The sequence below is a fragment of the Sphingobium xanthum genome (assembly GCF_019737615.1).
In the GTDB taxonomy this organism is placed as follows: domain Bacteria; phylum Pseudomonadota; class Alphaproteobacteria; order Sphingomonadales; family Sphingomonadaceae; genus Sphingobium; species Sphingobium xanthum.
This window is the reverse complement of record NZ_JAHKKS010000010.1, coordinates 78,841-100,049: the sequence shown is the minus strand read 5'-3', so window position 1 is coordinate 100,049 and position 21,209 is coordinate 78,841. Positions and strand designations below refer to the sequence as shown.

The window sequence follows — 21,209 nt, the reverse complement described above, 5'->3', positions numbered from 1 at the left end:
TTCACCTGTCGGACCCGTTAACGGCGACGGGCGATGCATCGATGTGGAACGGCCCGAGCACGGTAGACGGCGTCGCCTCGGCCGCGCTTCGGTCGTTGACCATCACGGTCAGCATGCTGAGCCCGAGCACGTCCGACAGCAGGATCATTTCCTGGCGCTTGTCGTCGCACATCTGGCCGGTCGCGGTGAGGAACTCGATGCCGGCCATCCATTCGTCCAGGCTCGGCCGCGCCTCGCGGGCGAAGGCGTGCAGGTGCTTAACCAGCAGCGGAAGGATGCGGGCGAGACGGGGGTCGCGTGCCATCGACCAGCGCCGCATCGCCTCGGCCGTGATATCCTGCTCGGTCTTGAACGACATGCCCCTCTCCCCTCCGCTTCTTATGGGGAGAGGGATACCGCGCCTCGGGAAAGCGCGCAAATGCTGCCGGCGGGTGTGCCTACCCGCCTCTGCGCACCGTCTCGAAGAAATTCTCGCCGCCCATCTGGCCGCCCTTGAGCACGAGTTCCAGCCCGTCGATCGCGGGATCGGCGGCGTGCGCGCGGACCAGCGGGGCGCCCGGCTCGATCGGCGCGGCCCATGTCAGCGCATCGATGCCGAGCTGCGCGACGCCGTGGCTGGAGGTGTCGCCGCCCGCGAACAACAGCCGCTTGAGGTCGGCCCGGCGCACGATGTCGAGCGAAATCCGCCCGAGCGCTGCCCCGAGCTTTTCTCCGGCAGCCGGTGCCGCGGCATCGAGCGGGCCTTCAGCGGAGTGGATGACGGCACGATTGCCCTGCGCCAGCCCGGCAAGGGCTGCCTCAGCGAGCCGGGATGCCTCTGCCGATGATCCTTCGAGCAGGGCCGGCACATCCGCCGACACCGTTGCAAAACCGGAAGCTGGCGCGCGGGCGATCTGCCGGGCGGTGACGGGGGAGCAGCTCCCGCTGACGACCAGCAGCCGATCGACCTCGCTCGCGCGCACGGTCTGCAGCATCTGATCGATCAGCCCGGCAGCGCGCCATGCCAGAACCATCGCGCGCGTGATGCCCGAGCTGCCCACAGCGAACCGCATAGCTCGTTCGAGAAGAACAGCGCCGGTTGCGGCAAGATCGTCCATCGACACACCATCGAACAGCACAGCATCTGCATCGGCGGAATCGAACGCGCTTCCCGCCTGCCCGCTGCGCAACATTTCCAGCGAGACCAGCGCGATCCTTGCATCGCTCTGCGCCGCCAGATGCCGGATCAGATCGGCCTCGTGCATCGGCGTGACCGGGTGGCGCGACATCGTCGGATGGCGGTCGATCCGATAGACCGTATCGCCTGCCGCCGCGAACAGATTGCCGAACGCGACATAGCGCCGCAGATGCGGAGCGCCGACGGCAATGGCTGCGCGTCCCGGAAAACGGCGTAGACCGATGTCCATCGCACGCCCGATCGAGCCCACCGTCGGGCTGGAATCGAAGGTCGAGCAGGTCTTGTAGTGAACGATCGGCGCCTCGCCGAGCGCGCCATAGGCGGCCGGCAGGTTCGCCTCCATCCACGCGGGCGAGCGGCTGCGACTGTCCCCGGCAACCCCGATCGCCCGCACGTCGGCGAAGCGCGCGCGCAGAGCCTCGTCGGGCACGCGCAGGAACAGCACAGCCGGAACACCGCCCTCGGCAAGCTGCTCCAGTACATCGGTCGACCCGGTGAAATCGTCCCCATAATAGGCGTAAAGCAGGCTCACCCGCCAAACGCCCCCAGCGCCGCCTCCAGCTCGGGCGCGTCCTTCGCGGCCTGCTCGACAGGCACGCCGGCGACTGCCGCGTCCCATGCCTGACGCAAGGCGCGCACGCCCGCTGCCGGGCCGCCGGGATGCGCCATGATCCCACCGCCCGCCGCGAACATGCAGTCGACGGAGCCGAGCGCCTGATAGGTCGGGGCCGCCTGCCGCGCCGACTGGCCGGACGAGAAGACCGGCATTATCTCACAGCCGGGATGGGGTGCATCAAACATCGGCGTCAGGCATTCGCGCGCGGAGGCGATCACGCTTTCGTTGGTCTCGCAGAACTTGTTGTCGATGCCGTTCACATGCGTGTGATCGATGCCGGCAAGGCGCCACAGCTTCTGGAAAGCGATGTAGCTCATGCCGATCGTCGGCGAGCGGCCGAGCAGGCCCCAGCCATTGCGATGGCCATGGATCGGCAGCTGCGAGTGGGCGCGTAGAACCTTCATGGCCGGGAGGCCGATCGAGTTCATGCTCGCCATGATGCAGGTACCGCCCTGCGCCAGCACAAAATCGTGCCGCTCCAGCATCTCATCGATCTCGCCGGTGAGATTGGCGGCGTACATGACCTTCTTGCCGGTTCTGTCGGCATGATCGTTGATGACGCGCATCACCGCCGCAATGCGCTCGTTGAACGGGCAATGCGGCCCATCGGCCTGCAGTTCGTCATCCTTGATGAAGTCGATGCCCGCCTCGATCAGTCCGCGCACCTGCTCCGCCGTCGCTTGCGGCGAGAGGCCGACGCTCGGCTTGATAATCGTGCCGATGATCGGGCGGTCATGGACGCCCGCCAGCTTGCGCGTGCCCGCCACGCCGAATTGTGGCCCCTGATAGCGCGTCAGGAATTCCGGCGGCAGCGTGATGTCGAGCAGGCGCAGGCCGGAAAAGGCCTTGAGCTCGCTCAGATTGCCGTTGATCGTCGCCAGCAGATTGGGAAGCGAAAGGCCCATGTTGGAGATGGGCCAGGACAGCACGACGCGGGCAGCCCGGCGCGTCGCATCGCCTGACCTGGGGAGACCCGATCCCGGCAGCGACGGCGCGGCCACTTCGCCCAGTTCGACGATTTCCTCGACCCGCGCTGCATGCGCCTCGCGCAGTTCGTCGGTCTCGCCCGGCACGCGCACGAAGGTGCCGGTCGATTGCTCGCCGGCCATCGTCTCGGCCGCCTGCACGAGCGGAAAAGCGGTCTCGATCCAGTAGGTTGCGGTGACGCGCACGGGGTCAGGCAGTCTTGAAGTAGGTTGTCGTGCGCTCGGTATCGACCTGATAATAAGGCACGAACACCAGATTGCGCTGTCCGACCCTGGTCCGATAGCTCTCGGGATGGCCGGGCATCGGCTCCAGCGCGCCGGGGAGCGCAATCGTCTCCTGATCGATCCCGTCCCACGGATTGAGGCCGACATACATGACCGCGCCACGCATGACCGCCTGCAGGTTCGGGTTCTCCGGATCGATCGGCAAGGTGCGGAGCGGCTGCGGGATCGTCAGCTCGAGCGTGTCGCCCGCCTTCCAGCTGCGGCTGACCATAGCGAGCTGGCCAGGCGTCGCGGTCTGCGCGCGGCCATTGACCTTGAGCGTCGCGCCCTTGGTCCAGGCCGGGATGCGCAGCTTCATGGCGAACTTGCCGTTGCCTGCCTTGCGAACGGTGAGCTTGACCGTGTCACCGACCGGATAGTCGGTCTCCTGCAAGACCTCGACCGCGCCGCCGGCACGGTCCCAGGTGACTTCCGAGGGCGTGTAGAGATTGACGAGCAGATTATCGTCGTCGTGGAAATAGGCGTTGAGCACATAGTCCGCGACGCCCTGCACCAAAGTGCCGGAACAGCAGGGCCATTTCTGGTGATAGTAGCGCTTCTCGCCCTTGGCGCCGTAATCGGAATAATAGGGATAGCCGCCGTCGCTGTCCGGCAGGCGCGTGGCGAGCATCGTATTATAGAGCGTGCGCTCCAGCCCGTCGCCATATTGCGCCTCGCCGGTAAAGCACATCAGATAGCGCGCAAGCTTGAGGTCCGCGAAGGCGCCGCACGGCGTCTCGAAATGCGCCTTGGAGCTGGTCAGGCTCTTGGCGAGATTGCCCTGGCCGAGCACGACGAACTGCTCCTCCGGCCCCCAGCCGCCGCTGGCGAAGCGCTGCGGCTCCATGAACTTCCAGGCGTTGACCAGCGCCTTCTTGTACTTCTCGTCGCCCAGATGGAGATAGGCCTGTGCGCCGGAGGCATTGCCGATCGTGTGGCTATAGGCATGTTTGGTCGGCAGCACGTCCTGTCCCGCCGCGAGCGGATCGAACCACTCCTTGTTGAGCATGTAGTGGACAGCCATGTCGTGATATTTCTGGTCGCCCGTGATCTCGGCGACGTGGAAGAGATTTTCCGAAATGACATAGGTCTCGTCATAAGGCGGATCGACCTTGCCGATACGGTCGCGCGAGACCGGCGAAATATAGGGCCGGCACTTTTCGATGATGATCGGCAGCAGCGTCTTGGCCTGCTGGACGCCGCTCAGCCGATAGGCATCGACCAGCCCGACGACATATTTGTCCATAACATAGGCTGCCCACTGCGCCTGCGCACGCGGGCCGGCATAAGGGTTGCTGGCGGTCACCATCGCCTTGCCCCACTCGCTGACCAGCAGCGCAACTTTCTCGTGCGCGGCCTTGTCGCCGGTCGCGGCGCCGAAACGCGCCAAGCCGGAAATATACTGGCCCATGGTAAGGCCGGCGACGAAGCCGTCCTTGTCATACCAGCCGCCCATGTCCGGGCCGGGCGCCGGCAAGCCCGCATTCTGGCGGAAGACCTTGAGCACCCGATCATTGTCGAGCGCGAGGAAATGGGCATGGATATGATCGAACTGGCGCTTGATGCGGCCGCCGGTCAGCTTGACCGCGCCATAAGGGAATTCGTGGACCACTTCCTTGCCGCGCAGGGCGCCTTGCCGCGCCGCCGCCATGGCCATCGGGCTTGCCGCCAGCGAACCCGCAGCCGTGGCGCACGCCGCGCAATGGACGAAGTCGCGGCGGGAAATTCCGGCCTGTTCCAAGCCCTTCATATCAATCCTCTCATGCGAAGAGGGCGACTGATTCGCGCGCCCTTTCAGATCGGATTAGGTTTATAATAATACTAATGTGACACGCAAGCGCAGCGTGCATCGCGCCGTCTTTTGACGCGGGATCAGCGGCTTGGGCGGCGCTTGCTCGAGGCACCGGCGCGCTCGATGCGCGCGACGCCATGGCCGATCACGAATTGCATCGCTTCCGCCGCCTCATCGCCCTTGCCTGCCTCGATAGCGTCAACGATGCGGCTGTGCGCCGCCACGCTCTCGTCATGCACCTCGGTTTCGCGAACGGGCGAGCTCATGCGGAAGGACGCCAGCAGCGCCGTTTCGATGACCGCCGCGAGCGAGCGCATCAGCACGTTGCCAGATGCCTGGCCGACCGCCTTGTGGAAGGCGAGATCAGCCTCGGCGAATTCGCTCGCGTTGCTGGTCGCGGCCGCCATGCGCTCCACGCAGCGGCGCATCTCTGCAATGTCCTTGGCGCTCGCCTGCTCGGCGGCGGACCGGGCGGCGGCGGGCTCGATCGCGACGCGGATCGCGGCGAGGTCGCGAATGAACGCGATGTCGAACCCCTGCGTGACTTTCCATGCGAGAATGTCGGCATCGAAGAAATTCCAGTGCGCGCTGTCCAGCACAGTGGTGCCGACTCGCGTCTTGGACACGATCAGGCCCTTGGCCGTCAGCGTCTTGAACGCCTCGCGCAGCACCGTGCGCGACACACCGAAGCGGCTGAGCATCTCCGCCTCGGACGGCAGCTTGGAACCGGGCGGATAGACGCCGGACAGAATTTCGCCGCCCAGCGCGCGCGCCACCTGATCGTGGCTCGACAGTGTCGCATCGGCGAACCGGCCGAAATTCGAGTGGCCCTGCATTGTCATTCTGCCTCCAAAGGCCGCCGCACCCCCATGGTCGACCCAGCCTCAATTCATAATATTATCGCGCCCGCACGCAAGCTGACCTTGGGCCGGCCTGCCTACGATCATGATATAGTGCTACCGAGCAGCGCCTGCTTGATGACCGGGTCGGCCGTGTTGCGCCAGTGCCAATGCGGATAGAGTTCGGCGGGAGCCGTCAGCGCCTCAAGCCGGGCGAACACTTCAGGCGGAAGAATGAGGTTCATCGCACCAAGATTGTCGGCAAGTTGCGTCGCCTTCGACACGCCGAGAATCACGCTCGTGACCGCCGGGCGCGCCAGAAGCCAGGCAAGCGCGACCTGCGCCATGCTGGCGCCGAGATTGCCGGCAATCACGCGCAGCTCATCCAGCAGCGGGAAGCCCCTGTCGCGATCAAACGGCAGCGGATCGATCGTCGCCAGGCGTTCGTCCGGTTGCGCCGGCGCATCGCGTCGATATTTGCCGGACAGCACGCCGCCAGCAAGCGGTCCCCATATGGTGATGCCGATGCCGTAGCGCTTCGTCAGCGGCACCAGATCGCGCTCGATGTCGCGGCCGAGCAGTGAATAATACATCTGACCGTGAGTGAACGGCGCCCAGCCATTGGCACGTTGAAGCTCCAGCGCCGCCGCCACTTTCCACGCCGACCAGTTGGAGAAGCCGAGATAGCGCGCCTTGCCCGCGCGCACGACGGCGTCCAGCGCCTCCAGCGTCTCCTCGAGCGGGGTGTGCGGATCCTCGTTGTGCGCGATGTAGACATCGATCCAGTCGGTCCCAAGGCGGCGCAAGCTCTGATCCACGGCCCAATTGATGTGCCGTTTGGTGAGGCCCGTTTGCACGACGGCCTTGCCCATGCGCCCCATCACCTTGGTCGCGATCACGACGCCATCGCGATGCGGGGCCAGCGCCTGGCCCAGTACTTCCTCGGACTGGCCGCCCGCGTAGATATCCGCCGTGTCGAAGAAATTGATCCCGGCATCGAGCGCCTGACCCACGATCGCGTCGGCATCGGCGCCCTGCAGCTTGGCAATGCCGGACATGGCGTCGCCGCGCGTGAGGGTCAGCGCCGAAGGCCATGCGCGAAACGATCAGGCCGGTATTGCCGAGATGCGTGTAGTTCATGCTCGCCGCGCTCCGCTCACTTCACCGTCACCTCGTCCGCGAACAGCAGCCGCACCGGTCCCAGCAGACCGGAATCGAGCAGCGGCTCATCCTTGCCGTAGAAGGTCCAGGGGCTGAAGGTCACGCGGCCGCCAGCGGGCTTGGCTTCGCCGGCCTTGTACCAATCCGGCAGCGCGGTGATCTTGCGCGCCATGATCGTGGTCTTCTTGCCGTCGGCACCGAACCGCTCGCCGACCGGCCACTCGGCATCCACAAAATTGCCTTCCTCCGGCAACGCGGCGTCGGCGATCATGCGATTGGACCAGAGATTGGTGACGGCAAGAGACAGGCTGTTCGCGCCCGGCTTCACGACATCGGTGATATCGACGCGATACGGCTCCTTCCAGACGACGCCCAGCTGCTTGCCGTTCACGGTGACGCCGGACAGCACCTCCACCCGCCCAAGGTCGAGGAACACGCGGCGTCCCTTTTTGAGCATCGCGGCGGGCACATCGATCGTGCGCTCGTAAGTGGCTGTGCCCGAGAAATGGCGCACGGCGGCATCGGCATTGCGGCTCAGCGTTTCGAGGCGCGGCAAAGTGATCATCTCGGGCGCGCCGCGGCCAGCCTGGAAGCGGACGGTCCACGCGCCCTCGATGGCGATCGGGCCTGGCACCTTCGCCGTGAACTTGCCGCCGCCGTCGAGCGTGTATCGCCCGCTTTCCCATGCCAGCCCGCGCAGGCTGCCGTCGTCGCGCCGTTCGAGCGTGACGGGCGTCGCGGCCAGAGACGAAGGTGGTGGGCCTCCGGCGGCTTCCGCCGCGATCTCCTCCGGCTTCAACGCGCGCGGCACGGTGATCAGCGGCGTCGCATTGCCTTCGAAGAAATAGGTGACCCCGCTCGGCGAGGGCGCATCGCTGCCACCGGCAAAGACGCGACGACCGCTCTTCAGCCCGGTTCTTGCTAGCTTGCCGTTCAGATACAGGCTCGGCGTGCCCTGATCATAGATCAGAGCGACATGCGTCCAGCCGGCGACGGGTGTATGGCTGACCAGCACGGCCGGCACGCTGTCCGGCGCGACACGCTCGATCACGAACGCGCCGTTGCGGCCGATCGCAAGGCCCGCGACCGCCGTGCCCTCGCCATGCATGTCCCGGCCCGAGCGGGCGTTGATCAGATAATTCTTGCCGGTCTCGTTGATCCGTGCCTCAATCATCTCGTCCGGCATCAGGCGCAAATCGATGTCCGGCTTTGCCCAGAGCGAGAGCGTGAAGCTGTCGGCCGGCGTCGCGGCGCGGGCGGCGGGCTTCGGATCGAGCTCGGCCACGCGCTTGCCGTCCCGCGCGATCCATTCGATGCCCTTCGCGCTCGCCGCGCCGTCGAGCATGACGAAGGTCGAGCCGGAGGGCGCCAGGTCGAACGTCAATTTGGTCGTGTCGCCGCTCGTCGAGAACAGCGCCGCCCGCGTGATCGCTCCGGTCTCGGCGTTCCACAGCGATGGCACCGCGCTGCCGACCCGGAATGTGCAGGTGACCGTCTCGGCGCGGCGCTGGCGATTGGCCACGAAATACATGTCGCCCTTCGCCAGCGCGCGATGCATCCACACGACTTGGCCGTCCGGCGTCTGCGTGCGGCATTGCGCATCGGGCACGACGTTCAAAGCTGCCAGTGCATCGCCAATGCCGCCCTGAGCGAACACCATGCCGGCGCCGACCTTGCGCGGGGCACTCGCCGGCGCAGCAGTGCCCCACAGATGGTCAATTGCAGCGCGGAAGGCCGCATCGCCATCCGCCTTCCCGGCCATGGCCATGGGGTGGACCGGCTTGGGGCCGAGGATGGCCGCGCCCTGCTCGACCAGCGCGCGGATGCGCGCCGCGAGCTGCGGGGTCATGCTGGAAAGCGTCGAGGGCAGCACCAGCAGGCTGTAGCGCGCGCCATTAGGCAGAACGATCTTGCCGTCTTTCACGCTGGCCCGCGTCAGCAGCACCTCGGCATTGACGAGGTCGTAATTATAGCCCGGCGGCATCTTCGGATCGAAATATTGCCCGATCCGGGGATTGGTATCGGGGGAGACGTCGGGCCGGACATATTCGGCCTGGTTGGGGGTCTCTTCGCCCGCGAAGAACAGCACATCCGCGACATAGTGGCCCTGACGGAGCATATACTGGCTGCGCGCTAGATACTCGATCCACGGCCGCGCCTGCGCGAACCAGGTGTTCGAGCGATCGAGATTGACGCCCCATGGCCCCATCACCATGCCCGGCGCCGCGTTCGGATTGGACTGATGCGCGTAGCGATGGAACAGGAACTGGTTCACGCCCTGCACGAACATCTGGTCGCCCAAAGCCTTGAGCGAATAGGGATAGTCCTGCCAGCGGCTGGTTTCGGCCTCGCCGGTGAAGGCCTCCGCCGTGACCACGGGGCGGCCATAGGTATGCGCTGCGGACGCGACCATCTTGACCGTGCGGTTGTCAGTCCAGGGCGTGCGGGTCCAGAATTCGGTCGAGGGCACGTCGACGCGGCCGGAGACCTGAAGGGAATCGAACGGGCCGGGACCATAAGCCTCGACATGGAAGCGCAGACCGGCCGCGCGGGCATGCGTCTGCATCCGCTCATAGTAATTCTCGACCATCATGTCGGCGAGCGTGCGGCGGAAATCGAAGAGGAAGCGGTTCGAGACGTCGAGATCGCCGACGATGCGGCCGGTCAAAGCCGGGAGATAGGGCGTGATCGCATAGCCCACACGCTTGCGAAATTCGGCTGGCAGGCTCGGCGTCCAGTTCTGCAGGCCGGCCTCGTAGCTGTCGATCATCAGCATGTCGAAGCTCTTGCCCACCATCGGACCGGCCGCCGCGACCATGCGCTTCACGCTGTTCTCGAACTGGAAATCGACGGCCTCGGCACTGAGCTTGTCGACCTCAAGCCCGCGTCCCGCATCCGATGCGGCGACGTTGAGATGGCCAGTGGTCGTGTGCCCCAGCCGCAGGATCGCCCAGCGCCCGGCAGGCGGCGTCCAGGCGAGCGTGCCGGTCGCGTCGAGACGGTCCGTGATGTCGAGCACCTTGGCGGGATCGATTGCATCGGCGGCGCGCAAATCGCTCGGGTGGCTCTCGACCGCCACGGGCGGACGATAGAGATGTCCGGCCTTGGCATCCCAGCTGTCGATGCGCGGTGTCGCATGGAACAGCGCCTCGGCGAGCGTCATCTTGGCACGCGGGGTTATACGGAAATGGCGGGCGGTGACGGGCGCGAAGTTGAGCGCGCCCGGCGCCTCGATCCCGCGCTCATGCTGGACGGGCGCGGTCACCTGAGCGATGCGGGTCCAGCTCTTGCCGTCGTCCGATACCTCGATCGTTGCGGTGAAGGCACCCGCCTCGGCATCAGCGTAGAGCGTCACGGATTGGGCCGTGAACGGCTGCTTCATCGTCACGATGAGAGGCGCGGTCGGTGTGATCTCCACGCTGCTGTGTAGATCTCGATCGGTCAGTGAGGCCGGGACGACTGCGGCAGCCGCCCGCATCGACTGAACGGCATTGCGATAGACGGCATCGTCGCCAGCGCTTGCCGGATAGGCCAGCACGACCGCATCGCGATAATAGTCGCGCTTGGCATAAGGCTGTGCGAGCTTGAGCTTGAGCGGCTTTCCGCCCTCCACCGTCGTCTCGGTCCAGCTCAGCTGCTGCATCGAGCGCTCCGGCGTTATCCAGGGGCCGCCCGAGGACGACCAGCCCGGCGCATTGTGCATGCCGACCTTTAGACCAAGCTCATCGGCCTTGCGCATCATATGCGTCATGAGTTGGAGCCAGTCAGGGCTCAGATAGTCGACCGGCCCCTTGGGCACGTCGTTGCTGCCGTCGAAGGCCATGATGCCGCCCAACCCGATGTCGCGCATCGAGGTCAGATCGGCATCCAGCCCGGCCGCCGTCACATTGCCATTCATCCAGTGATAGAAGGTGCCCGGGCGCGCGTCGGCCGGCGGATTGCGGAAGTCCTCCGCGGTCGGCCCGGTTTCCACCTGCTGCGCGGCAGCGCTCCAGATAGGAAGGATCAGGGCGCTTCCGGCCAAGAAATATCCGAAACGCGCCATCCTCTCTCCTCTCGATTGTCTCGATCCGGCCCGTCGAATAGCAGGCCCGAACACAAATATCATATAAAACTATTATTTGGCAGCACCATCATGTTATGCGCTCCCCGCGCGTTCGAACGAGCGGAGAGGAAAGTGATGACTCGCTGGGCAGGATTGGCCTTGATAGCGGCTGCATTGGCCGCACTTCCGGCCCAGGCTCAGCCCGTGCCCTTCCCGCAGCGCGCGACCGCCTACCCCGATCGGCCCGCCATCGCGGTCGGCGTCGCCTGGTATCCCGAGCAATGGCCGGAGGCGCGCTGGGACACCGACCTCAAGATGATGCGCGAGACCGGCTTCAACACGGTGCGCATCGGCGAATTCGCCTGGAGCCGGATGGAGCCGAGCGAAGGCAAGTTCGACTTTGCCTGGATGGACCGCGCCATCGCGGCTGCGCAGAAGCACGGCTTCATGGTCGTTATCGGCACGCCGACCGCTGCCCCGCCCGCATGGCTGACACAGAAATATCCGGACACGCTGCGCATCGACGAAAACGGCGTGCGCGCCGGCCATGGCGGCCGCCGGCACTTCTCCTTCGCCAGCAAGCGCTATCGCGACTTCTCGCGGCGCATCGCGGCCGAGATGGCGAAGCGCTACGGCAAACATCCCGCCGTGGTCGGCTGGCAGATCGACAATGAAGTCGGGCCGCCGTCCTGGGATCCGGAATCAATCGCCGCGTGGCACGCCTTCCTCAAGCAGCGCTACGGCACGATCGACGAGCTCAACCGCCGCTGGACGACGCAGTACTGGAGCCAGTTCTACAACGACTTCGATCAGGTGCCGCTGCGGCAGACCGGGCAGCAAAATCCCGGTCTACTGCTCGATTTCCGGCATTTCACCACGGCCACCTGGACGGATTTCGTGCAGACTCAGGTCAAAGCGATCCGGCCGCTGATCGACAGCAAGGCCTTCATCACCACCAACACGATGTTCTGGAATGCGGGCTTCGACCATTTCGTCATGCACCGCGATCTCGATATCGCATCGTGGGACAATTACATCCCCGATGGCAGGCCGGACTGGGTCGCGAACGGCGCCAATCACGATCTGGTGCGCGGCTACAAGCAGCGCAATTTCTGGCTGATGGAAACGCAGCCCGGGCGCGTCGACTGGGTGCCGGTCAACAAGGCGCTCGATCCGGGACAGGTGCGCGAAATGGCCTGGCAGGCCGTGGCGCACGGGGCGGACGCGGTGCTCTATTGGCAATGGCGCCCGGCCGCCAACGGTCAGGAAACCTATCATGGCGCGATCCTTGGGCAGGACGGCAAGCCCAACCCCATCCAGCCCGAAATCGCGCGGGTCTCGACCGATCTGACAACAGCCGCGCCTTTGCTCGCGGACACCGCACCCGTGGCGGACGTGGCGATGCTCTATTCCTATGACAGCCGCTGGGCGATCGACATGCAGCGGCACCATCGCGACTTCGATCCGATCAAGGCCTTCATCGATTTCTACCGGCCGATCCGTGTGCAGTCGCAGGGCGTGCATGTCGTCTCGCCGGAGGCCGATCTCAGCCGATACAGGCTGGTCGTCGCGCCGAACCTGATGGTGATGACGCAGAAGGAAGCAACTGCGCTCGAAACCTATGTGCGCGGCGGAGGGCATCTCGTACTCGGCCCGCGCTCGGGCATGCGCGACGATGCCAATGCGCTCTATCCCGTGACACAGCCGGGGCCGCTCGCCGATCTGCTCGGCGCCAATGTCGCGCAATATTATGCGCTGGACGAAGGCGTCTCCGTGACCGGCGAGATTGCCGGCAAGGTCTCGATCTGGGCCGAAGAACTGGTGCCCACGGCCGCCAACGTGCGCACCATAGCCAGATATGGGGACAAGGGTGGCTGGCTCGATGGCAAGCCGGCCATCGTCACGCGCAAGGTAGGCGCCGGCAGCATCACTTATGTCGGCGCCTGGCTGGATGCGGCCACCATGTCCAAGCTCGCCGAGAGTCTGCTGGCACAGGCCAACATAGCGCCGCTGATCCCCGGCGCGCATCCGGATTTCGAGATCGCGGAGCGCGCCGGCGGCGGAAAGCGCGTCCTCATCGCGATCAACCATGGCAAGGAAGCGCATGCCCTAGCCTTGCCGCCCGGCGCCAAGCCCGCCGGTGGCGACTGGGCGAACGGAGAGGTCGCGGCCCATGGCGTCGCCTGGTTCACCTTGCCGGGAGGTGCGAAATGATCCGCCCGTTCCTACTCGCAGCGCTGCTGGCGAGCGCCAGTGCCCAGGCGGCGGAGCCGGAACGCTGGGTGCCCGGCTGGTCCGGCCCGCCCATCGGCTACGAGCCAGCGATCCGCGACGCCCTCGGCCGCCCGTTCAAGAACGAGACGGTGCGGCAGGATTTGCATGTCGGCATCAGCGGACGGACGGTGCGCATCCGCCTCACCAACGAATTGTCAGATACGCCGCTGCGCCTCGGCGCGGTCTCGATCCTGCGACTCGACGCGGATGGCAAGCCGGTCGCCGGAAGCTTGCGCGCGCTCTCCTTCAGTGGCGCAAAGGAGGTCCGCATTCCGGGACGCGCGCCGATCCTCTCCGATGCGCTCGACTATCCGGTGAAGGCCGGCGAGCGCCTCGCCGTGTCGATCTATTTCCCCGACGAAGTCGCCCCGCCCGCTCATGCGCAGATGGTCGATATCGCGACCGGCGACGCCACCGCTCTGATCGACCTGCCCAACCCCCGCCGGGCGCGGGCATCGGGGCTGGTCAGCGCGCTGGAGGTCAGCGGCACGGCTGTGACGCGCGTGCTCGTGACTTTCGGCGATTCCATCACCGAGGGCGCCGGCGCCTCGCGCGCGATGAGCTGGCCCGATCAGCTTGGCCGCCTGCTCGCGGGGCAAGCCAAAGGACGCTGCTGGGCAATCGCGAACGAAGGCATCAGCGGCAATCGCCTGCTCAGCCAGGGTCGCGGCCCTGCCGCTTTGTCACGGTTCGACCGGGATGTGCTCGGCATCCCCAATGCGACGCATGTGGTGGTGCTCGAGGGGATCAACGACATCGGCAATGTGCGCGATCCGGCCAGGGACTGGCAGCCGCCCGCCGAGAGCCTGATCGCCGCCTATGAGCAATTGCTCACGCGCGCCAAGGGACGCGGGCTCAAGGTCATCTTCGGCACGCTGCTTCCCTATGAAGGCGCTGCTTATGCGAGCCCTGAAGGCGAGCAGCGCCGCCAGACGGTCAACAGCTGGATCCGCGCCAACAAGGCCCGTTTCGACGGCCTGATCGACTTCGATGCGGCGATGCAGGAACCGGGCAAGCCCAATGTCATGCGCCTCTCCGAGCAGATCGGTGACCATCTCCATCCCAATGATGCAGGCTATGCATCGATGGCGAAGTCGGCCCTGCCCGTGATCCTCGCGCAGGGCTGTCGCTAAGCGCTCCTACCGCTCGACCCGGATCAGATAGCTCGTGGTCGCAGTGGCGCCGACAGCGATTTCCCAGCCCGGCTCGATCATCTTGCCGCGAATTTCCGGCCCGATCGGCCGTGACGCGCCGTCGAGCGCCTGCGCCGAGACGCCGATTGCGCCTTCCAGATCCTTGAGCTGGATCCAGCCGGTGATCGGCTCGATCAGGGTCGGCGCGGTGCCCCAGTCGGTCAGCATCGCGCGGCGCTCGTCCCACTTCTGGCCCGTATTCTCGACCTTGCCCGTGGTGGTGAGCAGCATCCTGTTCGACAGGTTCAGCGGCTTGCCATCGAGCGACGAGAGGGTGATCGCCGCGAAGCGATTGCGGATGTCGCCCGCTGCCAGATTGCGCGTCTGCACTTTGGGATTGGCGCTGACGAAGCCGACCAGCGCCTGACTGCGCGGCGCATTCACGCTGACGATGCCATCCTTGCCCTCATCGGTCTTCCAGCTGAGCTCGCCGGTATCCGAGACGATCGGATTGGCGGCTGGCAGGGGCGCCGGCAGGCTCGGCTTGCAGTCGAGACAGGAGACGCGCGAGCCATGGACCAGCGGGATCGTCTTGTCGAAACCCGGCGTGTAATAGGGCATCTCGGCGCGCGGCAGGCGCGAGGCTTCGCTGATCTGGTCGGTTGAATAGGAGCGCGTGAGCACCTTCTTCGCCGCCGACACGTCGCCGCGCAGGAAGATCATCGCGCCGACCGGCATCTGCGCCATTTTCGCCGGGTCGAGCGTGATGTCGAAATGGTCGGCAACGGCCGGCTTCCACTGCCCGCTGATCTTCGTCTCGAAGGTGTAGAAGAAGATGCCGTCCCAATCCTGCAGCGCAGCATAGGAAGCCAGGATCGGGATCATCTCGGCGCCATATTCGCTGGGCCAGGGGTGGTTCACTTCGCTGACCGTGTAGGGCTTGCCGACCGCCGCCGAGCGCGCCAGCTTCTGGATGATCGAGAGATCGGGCGCGTTGACCATCGGCTCGTTACGCTTCCCGTAAATAGCGGGATGCTGCCAATAGACGTGGGAATCCAGAATGTCGGACTTGATGGCGGTCCGCATCAGCGGCTGGTTGGCGATGAAATAGGTGTGGTCGGCGAGCGGGACGACCGGCGCCTTCACGCCCAGCTCGTCCTTGAGATAGCGCTTCATGTCGGCGTGGAAATCGACTTCCACCTGCGTCAGGAACGCCAGCTCGGCATCGAGGCGCAGGCGCGGTGCATCAGGGTGATTGCCACGGCGCATGAAGGGCACCTTCTGGTCGGCCGCCACGCCCGCCATCGTCCGCAGTTGCGCGACCTCGGCCGGTTTGCGGTTCTTCGCCAGCCAGTCATTGTAGAGACCGGTCAGAAGCGACTGATAATGCGGCGTCATGTCGAGCTGGGTATTCTTGCCGCCCGGCACGCGCTCGCCGCGCAGCCAGTTGCGCATCCAGAATTCCAGGATCGAATTCTCGTTCACCACCTCGACGGTCATCACCGCCGGATCGTCTGCGTAACGCAGGTTCGTGTAGGGGTTGAGATGGCCGATCAGCTGTTTGGCATACTCCTTCTGCAGCGCGACAAGCTCCGGCCCGAAATAGGTATAGGCCTTGGCATTGCCGATCAGATCGGCGTCCGGCACGCCATCGCCGGGCCTGAAGACGCGCCCGACATTCAGGTTGAAATTGACGTAGATGCCGCGTTTCTTCAGCTCGTTGAACCAATAGTCGAGCCGGTCCAGCCGCTCGGTGTTGAACTCGCGACTATTGTCGACATCGCCGCGGATCAGGCCGCGCGGGGGATTGGTGAACGGCCCGGCATTCGGTCCACGATCCGCGCCCCCGTTGCGCACTTCCGTTGGGGTGTCGGGTCGATCGATGAAGTGCATGCGCACGCAATTGACGCCGAGCCGCGCGAGCGCGGCTGCGTAGGTCTCTGCATCCTTGTGCGAGGGTATCTGCTCGCCGCCGACCGTCCAGCCGGTGAGGTTGACACCCCAGCAGCGGAAACGCTGGCCATCCGGCCGATAGAGATGACCGTCGCGCGCCTGGATGAAGCCATATTTACCTGCCGGTCCGTCGAGGAGGAAGCGCGCATCGGCCTCGGAATCGACCCGCGCCTCGTGGTCGACCGGAAAGGGCTGCATCGCGATATCCTGCGCCATCGCGGGCAGGGACACCATCGCCGCGAGGGTACTCAAAAGACGGAGCTTCATGCAACCCTCCCAGATCGACCGGGCATCAACGCACCCGAATTTTCAGCGCATAAGGATAATCGTTCGAGCCGGCGGTAGGCAGCGTGATGCGCAGGCCCTGCGGCGTCTGCTCCCAGCTGATCGTGCCACCCTCGAGCAGCTCGATGCTCTTGATCGGCGCCGCGAGATAGGGCGTGCCCTTGTACAGCGTCTTGACGAACACAGCCCCGTCCGCCGGACGCGCGAGGCCCATCGCGTAAACGACATCGCCCTTAGTGGTGAAGCGGATGTCGGCCGGCACGAAGCCCTTCTTCGCCGACTCTTCGACTTGCCCGCCGACCCGCACCTGCCCGGACTTGGTCGGGCCCTCGCCGAAATAATGGAACGGGCGCGTGCCGTAGATCGCCTCGCCATTTGTCTTGAGCCAGCCGCCCATGCCGCGCAGCACTGTCACGATCTCGTCGGGGATCGTGCCATCCGCCTTGGGGCCGACATTGAGCAGCAGATTGCCGTTCTTGCTGACGATATCGATCAGGTCCGCGATCAGCGACTGCGGCGTGCGATAACTGTCGTTCTGGGCATAGCCCCAGCTATGCACGCTGATCGACGTATCGGACTGCCAGGGCGTGAGCTTCAGCGCGTCGGTCTTGCCACGCTCCATGTCGAACATGGCGCTGCCCTCGGCGAACTGCGAGCCCTTGTAGGCGATGATGCCCTGCTGCTTCCGCGCGGCCGTGCGGTTGTAATAATAGGCGGCCGTATCGCGCATCAACGGCTCGTAAAGCGGCGCCGCGGTCCACCAGTCGAAGTAGATCAGCTCGGGCTGATATTTGTCGATCAGCTCGGCCGTGCGCGCCATCCAGTCGTCGAGGAACGCCTTGTCCGGCGGCATCCAATGCTGGAGCTGTTCGCCGTCCGGCCAGAGATCCGGATTGTCCGCGGGCAGGCCCGTCGGCATGGCAGGGCCGTAGAGTCCGGCATATCTCGGATCGCTCACGTCAGAGGGGAAGCTGCGCCCTTTGTGATACCACCACCAATGCTCGGCCCGGTGGGACGAGAGGCCAAAACGCAGGCCGGCCGCGCGCGTCGCCCTGGCGATCTCGCCGGTTGTATCGCGCTTCGGCCCCATTTCGGCCGCGTCCCATTCGGTGAAATCCGACGCATACATGGCGAAGCCGTCGCAATGCTCGGCGACGGGGATGACATATCTGGCGCCCGCATCGGCGAACAGCTTGACCCATTCGGCGGCATCGAACTTCTCCGCCCTGAATTGCGGAATGAAGTCCTTGTAACCGAATTTCGACTGCTGGCCGTAGGTCTTGACGTGGTGCTCATAGGCAGCGTTGCCCGGCACGTACATGTTGCGCGAGTACCATTCGTTCGCGAAGGCCGGGACCGAATAGACGCCCCAGTGGATGAAGATACCGAACTTGGCATCGCGGAACCAGTCGGGCGTGCGATATTTGGCGCGCAGATCATCCCAGTCGGCCTTGAACGGGCCATTTGCGACGCCTGCCTTCACGTCGCGCAGCTTGGCGTCGATCTTCCCCTGATAGTCCGGAACCTCCGCAGCGACCGGCGCGCAAAGCGCCAGTACGGCGCAGGCGGCGGATGCGCGAACGATGAACTTGATCGAGGTCACTGAAACATCTCTCCCGAGGCCGGCTTGCGGCCGATGGCTGCATCCGATTTCGAAAGTAAATCATCGTGTTCCGCGACGATCAAGCATTTTATCGTATCATAGGATTAATTTGTCAGATCCAGGGCTTCGACCGCGCCACCGCCAGCCCGCGCACGTCGTTCGGCCACTTGCCGCTGACCGCGCAGTAGAAATGATAGAGTGCGCCGTCATGATAGATGATGGCGGGCTTGTGGGCATATTTCTCGTCGATCGTCCCCGGCGCACCGACATCGATCAGCACTTCGTCTACCTTTTGAAAGCTGGTGGGGCTGTCCCCGATCGCGAGGAGATCGCGCGCATAGCCGTCCCTGGCCAGGCCGAAATAGAACATGCCCCATTTGCCCTCGTGCGACACCACCACCGGATCGCTCGCAAAGCGGAAATCCGGCGCCCCCGCCGGGCCAGGGCGCAAGAGCGGACTGGCCGGGTGCCGCGTCCAGCTCTTGAGGTCTTTCGAGATGGCAAGGCCGGTCTGTTCCTTCCACGGCTGACCGGTCGTCTTGGCGTTGTAGTAGAGATGGAAAGTGTCGCCGATCTTGGTCAGATACGGCTTGTAGAGCCCGCCGCGCTCCCATTCCGCGCCATCCTCCGCACGCAGGATGACCGGGCCGAGTTCCCAGCGCAGAAAGTCGTCGCTGAAGGCGAGACCGATCACGGCCGGCCCCTCCTCATAGCCGGCACTCGGATAGGCATGCCAGGCCGCCACATAGCGCCCGTCCACCTTGATCAGCCGGGCGGGCGACCGGAGTTCGTTCTCGCGCAGGATCGACGCGCAGGCGATGTTATGCCGCGTCACCGGATCGTCGGGATCGCGCGCCATGATGAGGCCGACCCGCTTCCAGTTCAACAGGTCGTCGGACTCGCAGATGCCGGTCTGATAGCCGCGCCCGTCGAAGCCGACATAGGTCAGGTAGAACTTGCCATTGGCCGAGAAGACAAAGGGGCAATCGACAGCTTTCTCGTCGAAACTGCCCGCCACGCCGGAGCCGCTGAGGATGCGCTGCGGATATTTGTAGGGCGTGCGATAGGGCGCGATAGGGTCGCGCGGATCGGTCGCGTCCGCGATGCCGGGCAGAGCCATGACACCGAGAGCAGCCGCCCCGCCGCCCAGCAGTCCGCGTCGATCGAGGATCATTGGTCTTCTCCAGCCGGTTGCTTCCCGCGCCTCAGTGATTGTCGCGCGGCAAGCCCCGCGTCTGGGCGATGCGCTGATAGGCCTCCGCGCCTTCCAGGATTGCCCCGGTGCCGAGTTGCCCGACGACCGAGCGCTGCAATTCCTGCCACGGCGTTTGCGAGGCTGGATAGGCATAGCCGCCCGCCGCCTCGAGCGCCCTGCGCCGCGCGTCCAGTTCAGCGTCATCCACCAGCACATCCGCGGTCGCACGCTTGAGATCGATGCGCACGCGGTCGCCAGTCCGCAGCAGCGCCAGCGCGCCGCCCGCCGCCGCTTCGGGCGAGGCATTGAGGATCGAAGGACTGCCGCTCGTGCCCGACTGACGCCCGTCGCCGAGACATGGCAGCGCATGGACACCGTCGAGGATCAGATGCGCGGGCGGCCGCATGTTCACGACCTCGGCGGCGCCGGGATAGCCGATCGGCCCTGCCCCGCGCATCACCAGCAGCGTCTGCGCGGTGATGCCGGTTGCCGGATCGTCGATCCGGTGATGATAATCCTCCGGCCCGTCGAACACGACCACCGGCCCCTCGAAGGCATCGAGGTCATCGGGGTTCGACAGGTAGCGCGCCCGGAACTCCGCCGAGATCACGCTGGTCTTCATGACCGCACTGTCGAACAGATTGCCGGACAGCACGATGAAGCCCGCCTCGGTCTTCAGCGGATCGGCATAGCGGCGGATGACCTTCTCATCCTCGATCTCGGCCGCGCGGCAATTCTCGCCGATCGTCTTGCCGTTCGCTGTCATCGCCTCTTCCGCGATCAGCCCCTGCCCGATCAGCTGCGCGACCACCGCCGGCACACCGCCCGCGCGATAATAATCCTCGCCGAGATACTCGCCCGCCGGCTGCAGGTTCACGAGCAGCGGAATGGCGTGACCATGATCCTGCCAGGTCCTGAGCGGCAGATCGACACCGATATGGCGCGCGATGGCGGCGAGATGGATCGGCGCATTGGTCGATCCACCGATCGCCGAATTGACCGCGATCGCATTCAGGAACGCGTCCTTGGTCATGATGTCGGAGGGCTTCAGATCCTCCGCGACCATCTCGACCACGCGCTTGCCGGTGAGATAGGAGACTTCCTGCCGGTCGCGATAGGGCGCCGGAATGGCGGCCGAGCCGGGCAGCGACATGCCGAGCGCTTCGGTCAGGGAGTTCATCGTCGTCGCCGTGCCCATCGTGTTGCAATAGCCGGTCGAGGGCGCCGACGAGGCCACGAGCTTGATGAACTGCGCATCGTCGATCTCGCCCGCCGCGAGCATCTGCCGCGCCTTCCAGACGATCGTGCCCGATCCCGTCCGCTCGCCCTTGTGCCAGCCGTTGAGCATCGGACCGACCGAGAGCGCGATAGCCGGAATGTTCACCGTCGCCGCAGCCATCAGGCAAGCCGGCGTCGTCTTGTCGCAGCCGATGGTCAGCACCACGCCGTCGAGCGGATAGCCGTACAGCGTCTCGACGAGGCTCAGATAGGCGAGGTTGCGATCCAGCCCGGCAGTCGGCCGCTTGCCCGTCTCCTGGATCGGATGGACGGGAAACTCGAGCGCGATCCCGCCCGCCTCGCGAATGCCTTCGCGCACCCGCTCGGCCAGCACCAGATGGTGACGATTGCAGGGCGAGAGGTCCGACCCCGTCTGCGCGATGCCGATGATCGGCTTGCCCGAGCGCAGTTCCTCCAGGCTCAGCCCGAAGTTCAGATAGCGCTCCAGATAGAGCGCCGTCATGTCGATATTGTCGGGATTGTCGAACCAGGCGCGGCTGCGCAGCTTTGGGCTATCGGTCATATCGGTTCTTGCTCATGAAAGGATGATGCGGGCCGGGCGACATCGATTATTCGCGCGCTCATGCCTGTCCTCTCCATAGATGTTG

At 65.3% G+C, this 21,209-nt stretch carries 13 protein-coding genes; 2 read left to right on the top strand and 11 right to left on the bottom strand.

The window, feature by feature from the left end:
• Nucleotide 1: 1 nt before the first annotated feature.
• The 7 genes from KM135_RS15780 to KM135_RS15750 all read right to left on the bottom strand — a co-directional run bounded on the left by KM135_RS15780 (nt 2) and on the right by KM135_RS15750 (nt 10,880).
• Nucleotides 2-358 (bottom strand): dioxygenase, encoded by a 357-nt coding sequence (locus tag KM135_RS15780; protein ID WP_221714995.1) that lies wholly within the window; start codon nt 356-358, stop codon nt 2-4.
• Between the two features lie 79 nt (nt 359-437).
• Nucleotides 438-1,709: a four-carbon acid sugar kinase family protein gene (locus tag KM135_RS15775; protein WP_221714994.1), complete on the bottom strand. Its 1,272-nt coding sequence runs from the start codon at nt 1,707-1,709 to the stop codon at nt 438-440.
• Nucleotides 1,706-2,965, bottom strand: coding sequence for a ribulose-bisphosphate carboxylase large subunit family protein (locus KM135_RS15770; protein ID WP_343228209.1), 1,260 nt, complete (start codon nt 2,963-2,965; stop codon nt 1,706-1,708). Before KM135_RS15770 ends, KM135_RS15775 begins: the two co-directional genes overlap by 4 nt.
• A gap of 4 nt (nt 2,966-2,969) precedes the next feature.
• Nucleotides 2,970-4,793, bottom strand: a complete 1,824-nt coding sequence (locus tag KM135_RS15765) for a beta-L-arabinofuranosidase domain-containing protein (RefSeq protein WP_221714993.1) — start codon at nt 4,791-4,793, stop codon at nt 2,970-2,972.
• Between the two features lie 122 nt (nt 4,794-4,915).
• Complete coding sequence (locus KM135_RS15760) at nt 4,916-5,677, bottom strand: FadR/GntR family transcriptional regulator (RefSeq protein WP_246606215.1); 762 nt, start codon at nt 5,675-5,677, stop codon at nt 4,916-4,918.
• 101 nt (nt 5,678-5,778) lie between these two features.
• Complete coding sequence (locus KM135_RS15755) at nt 5,779-6,732, bottom strand: aldo/keto reductase (protein ID WP_221714992.1); 954 nt, start codon at nt 6,730-6,732, stop codon at nt 5,779-5,781.
• A gap of 98 nt (nt 6,733-6,830) precedes the next feature.
• Entirely contained in the window at nt 6,831-10,880 is a 4,050-nt protein-coding gene (locus tag KM135_RS15750) for a glycosyl hydrolase (protein ID WP_221714991.1), read from the bottom strand.
• A gap of 135 nt (nt 10,881-11,015) precedes the next feature.
• On the opposite strand from KM135_RS15750, the gene KM135_RS15745 reads away from it, so the two are divergent.
• Nucleotides 11,016-13,094 carry a beta-galactosidase gene (locus tag KM135_RS15745; protein WP_246606212.1) on the top strand — a complete coding sequence of 693 codons (2,079 nt, stop codon included), beginning with the start codon at nt 11,016-11,018 and terminating at the stop codon, nt 13,092-13,094.
• Complete coding sequence (locus KM135_RS15740) at nt 13,091-14,287, top strand: GDSL-type esterase/lipase family protein (protein ID WP_221714989.1); 1,197 nt, start codon at nt 13,091-13,093, stop codon at nt 14,285-14,287. Before KM135_RS15745 ends, KM135_RS15740 begins: the two co-directional genes overlap by 4 nt.
• A 6-nt stretch (nt 14,288-14,293) precedes the next feature.
• On the opposite strand, the gene KM135_RS15735 is transcribed toward KM135_RS15740, so the two are convergent.
• The 4 genes from KM135_RS15735 to KM135_RS15720 all read right to left on the bottom strand — a co-directional run bounded on the left by KM135_RS15735 (nt 14,294) and on the right by KM135_RS15720 (nt 21,124).
• Nucleotides 14,294-16,507, bottom strand: coding sequence for a hypothetical protein (locus KM135_RS15735; RefSeq protein WP_221714988.1), 2,214 nt, complete (start codon nt 16,505-16,507; stop codon nt 14,294-14,296).
• 25 nt (nt 16,508-16,532) lie between these two features.
• Nucleotides 16,533-18,128 (bottom strand): alpha-L-fucosidase, encoded by a 1,596-nt coding sequence (locus tag KM135_RS15730; RefSeq protein ID WP_221714987.1) that lies wholly within the window; start codon nt 18,126-18,128, stop codon nt 16,533-16,535.
• 112 nt (nt 18,129-18,240) lie between these two features.
• Nucleotides 18,241-19,302 carry a glycoside hydrolase family protein gene (locus tag KM135_RS15725; protein ID WP_221714986.1) on the bottom strand — a complete coding sequence of 354 codons (1,062 nt, stop codon included), beginning with the start codon at nt 19,300-19,302 and terminating at the stop codon, nt 18,241-18,243.
• A 31-nt stretch (nt 19,303-19,333) separates the two neighbouring features.
• Nucleotides 19,334-21,124, bottom strand: coding sequence for an IlvD/Edd family dehydratase (locus KM135_RS15720; RefSeq protein WP_221714985.1), 1,791 nt, complete (start codon nt 21,122-21,124; stop codon nt 19,334-19,336).
• Nucleotides 21,125-21,209 lie beyond the last annotated feature (85 nt).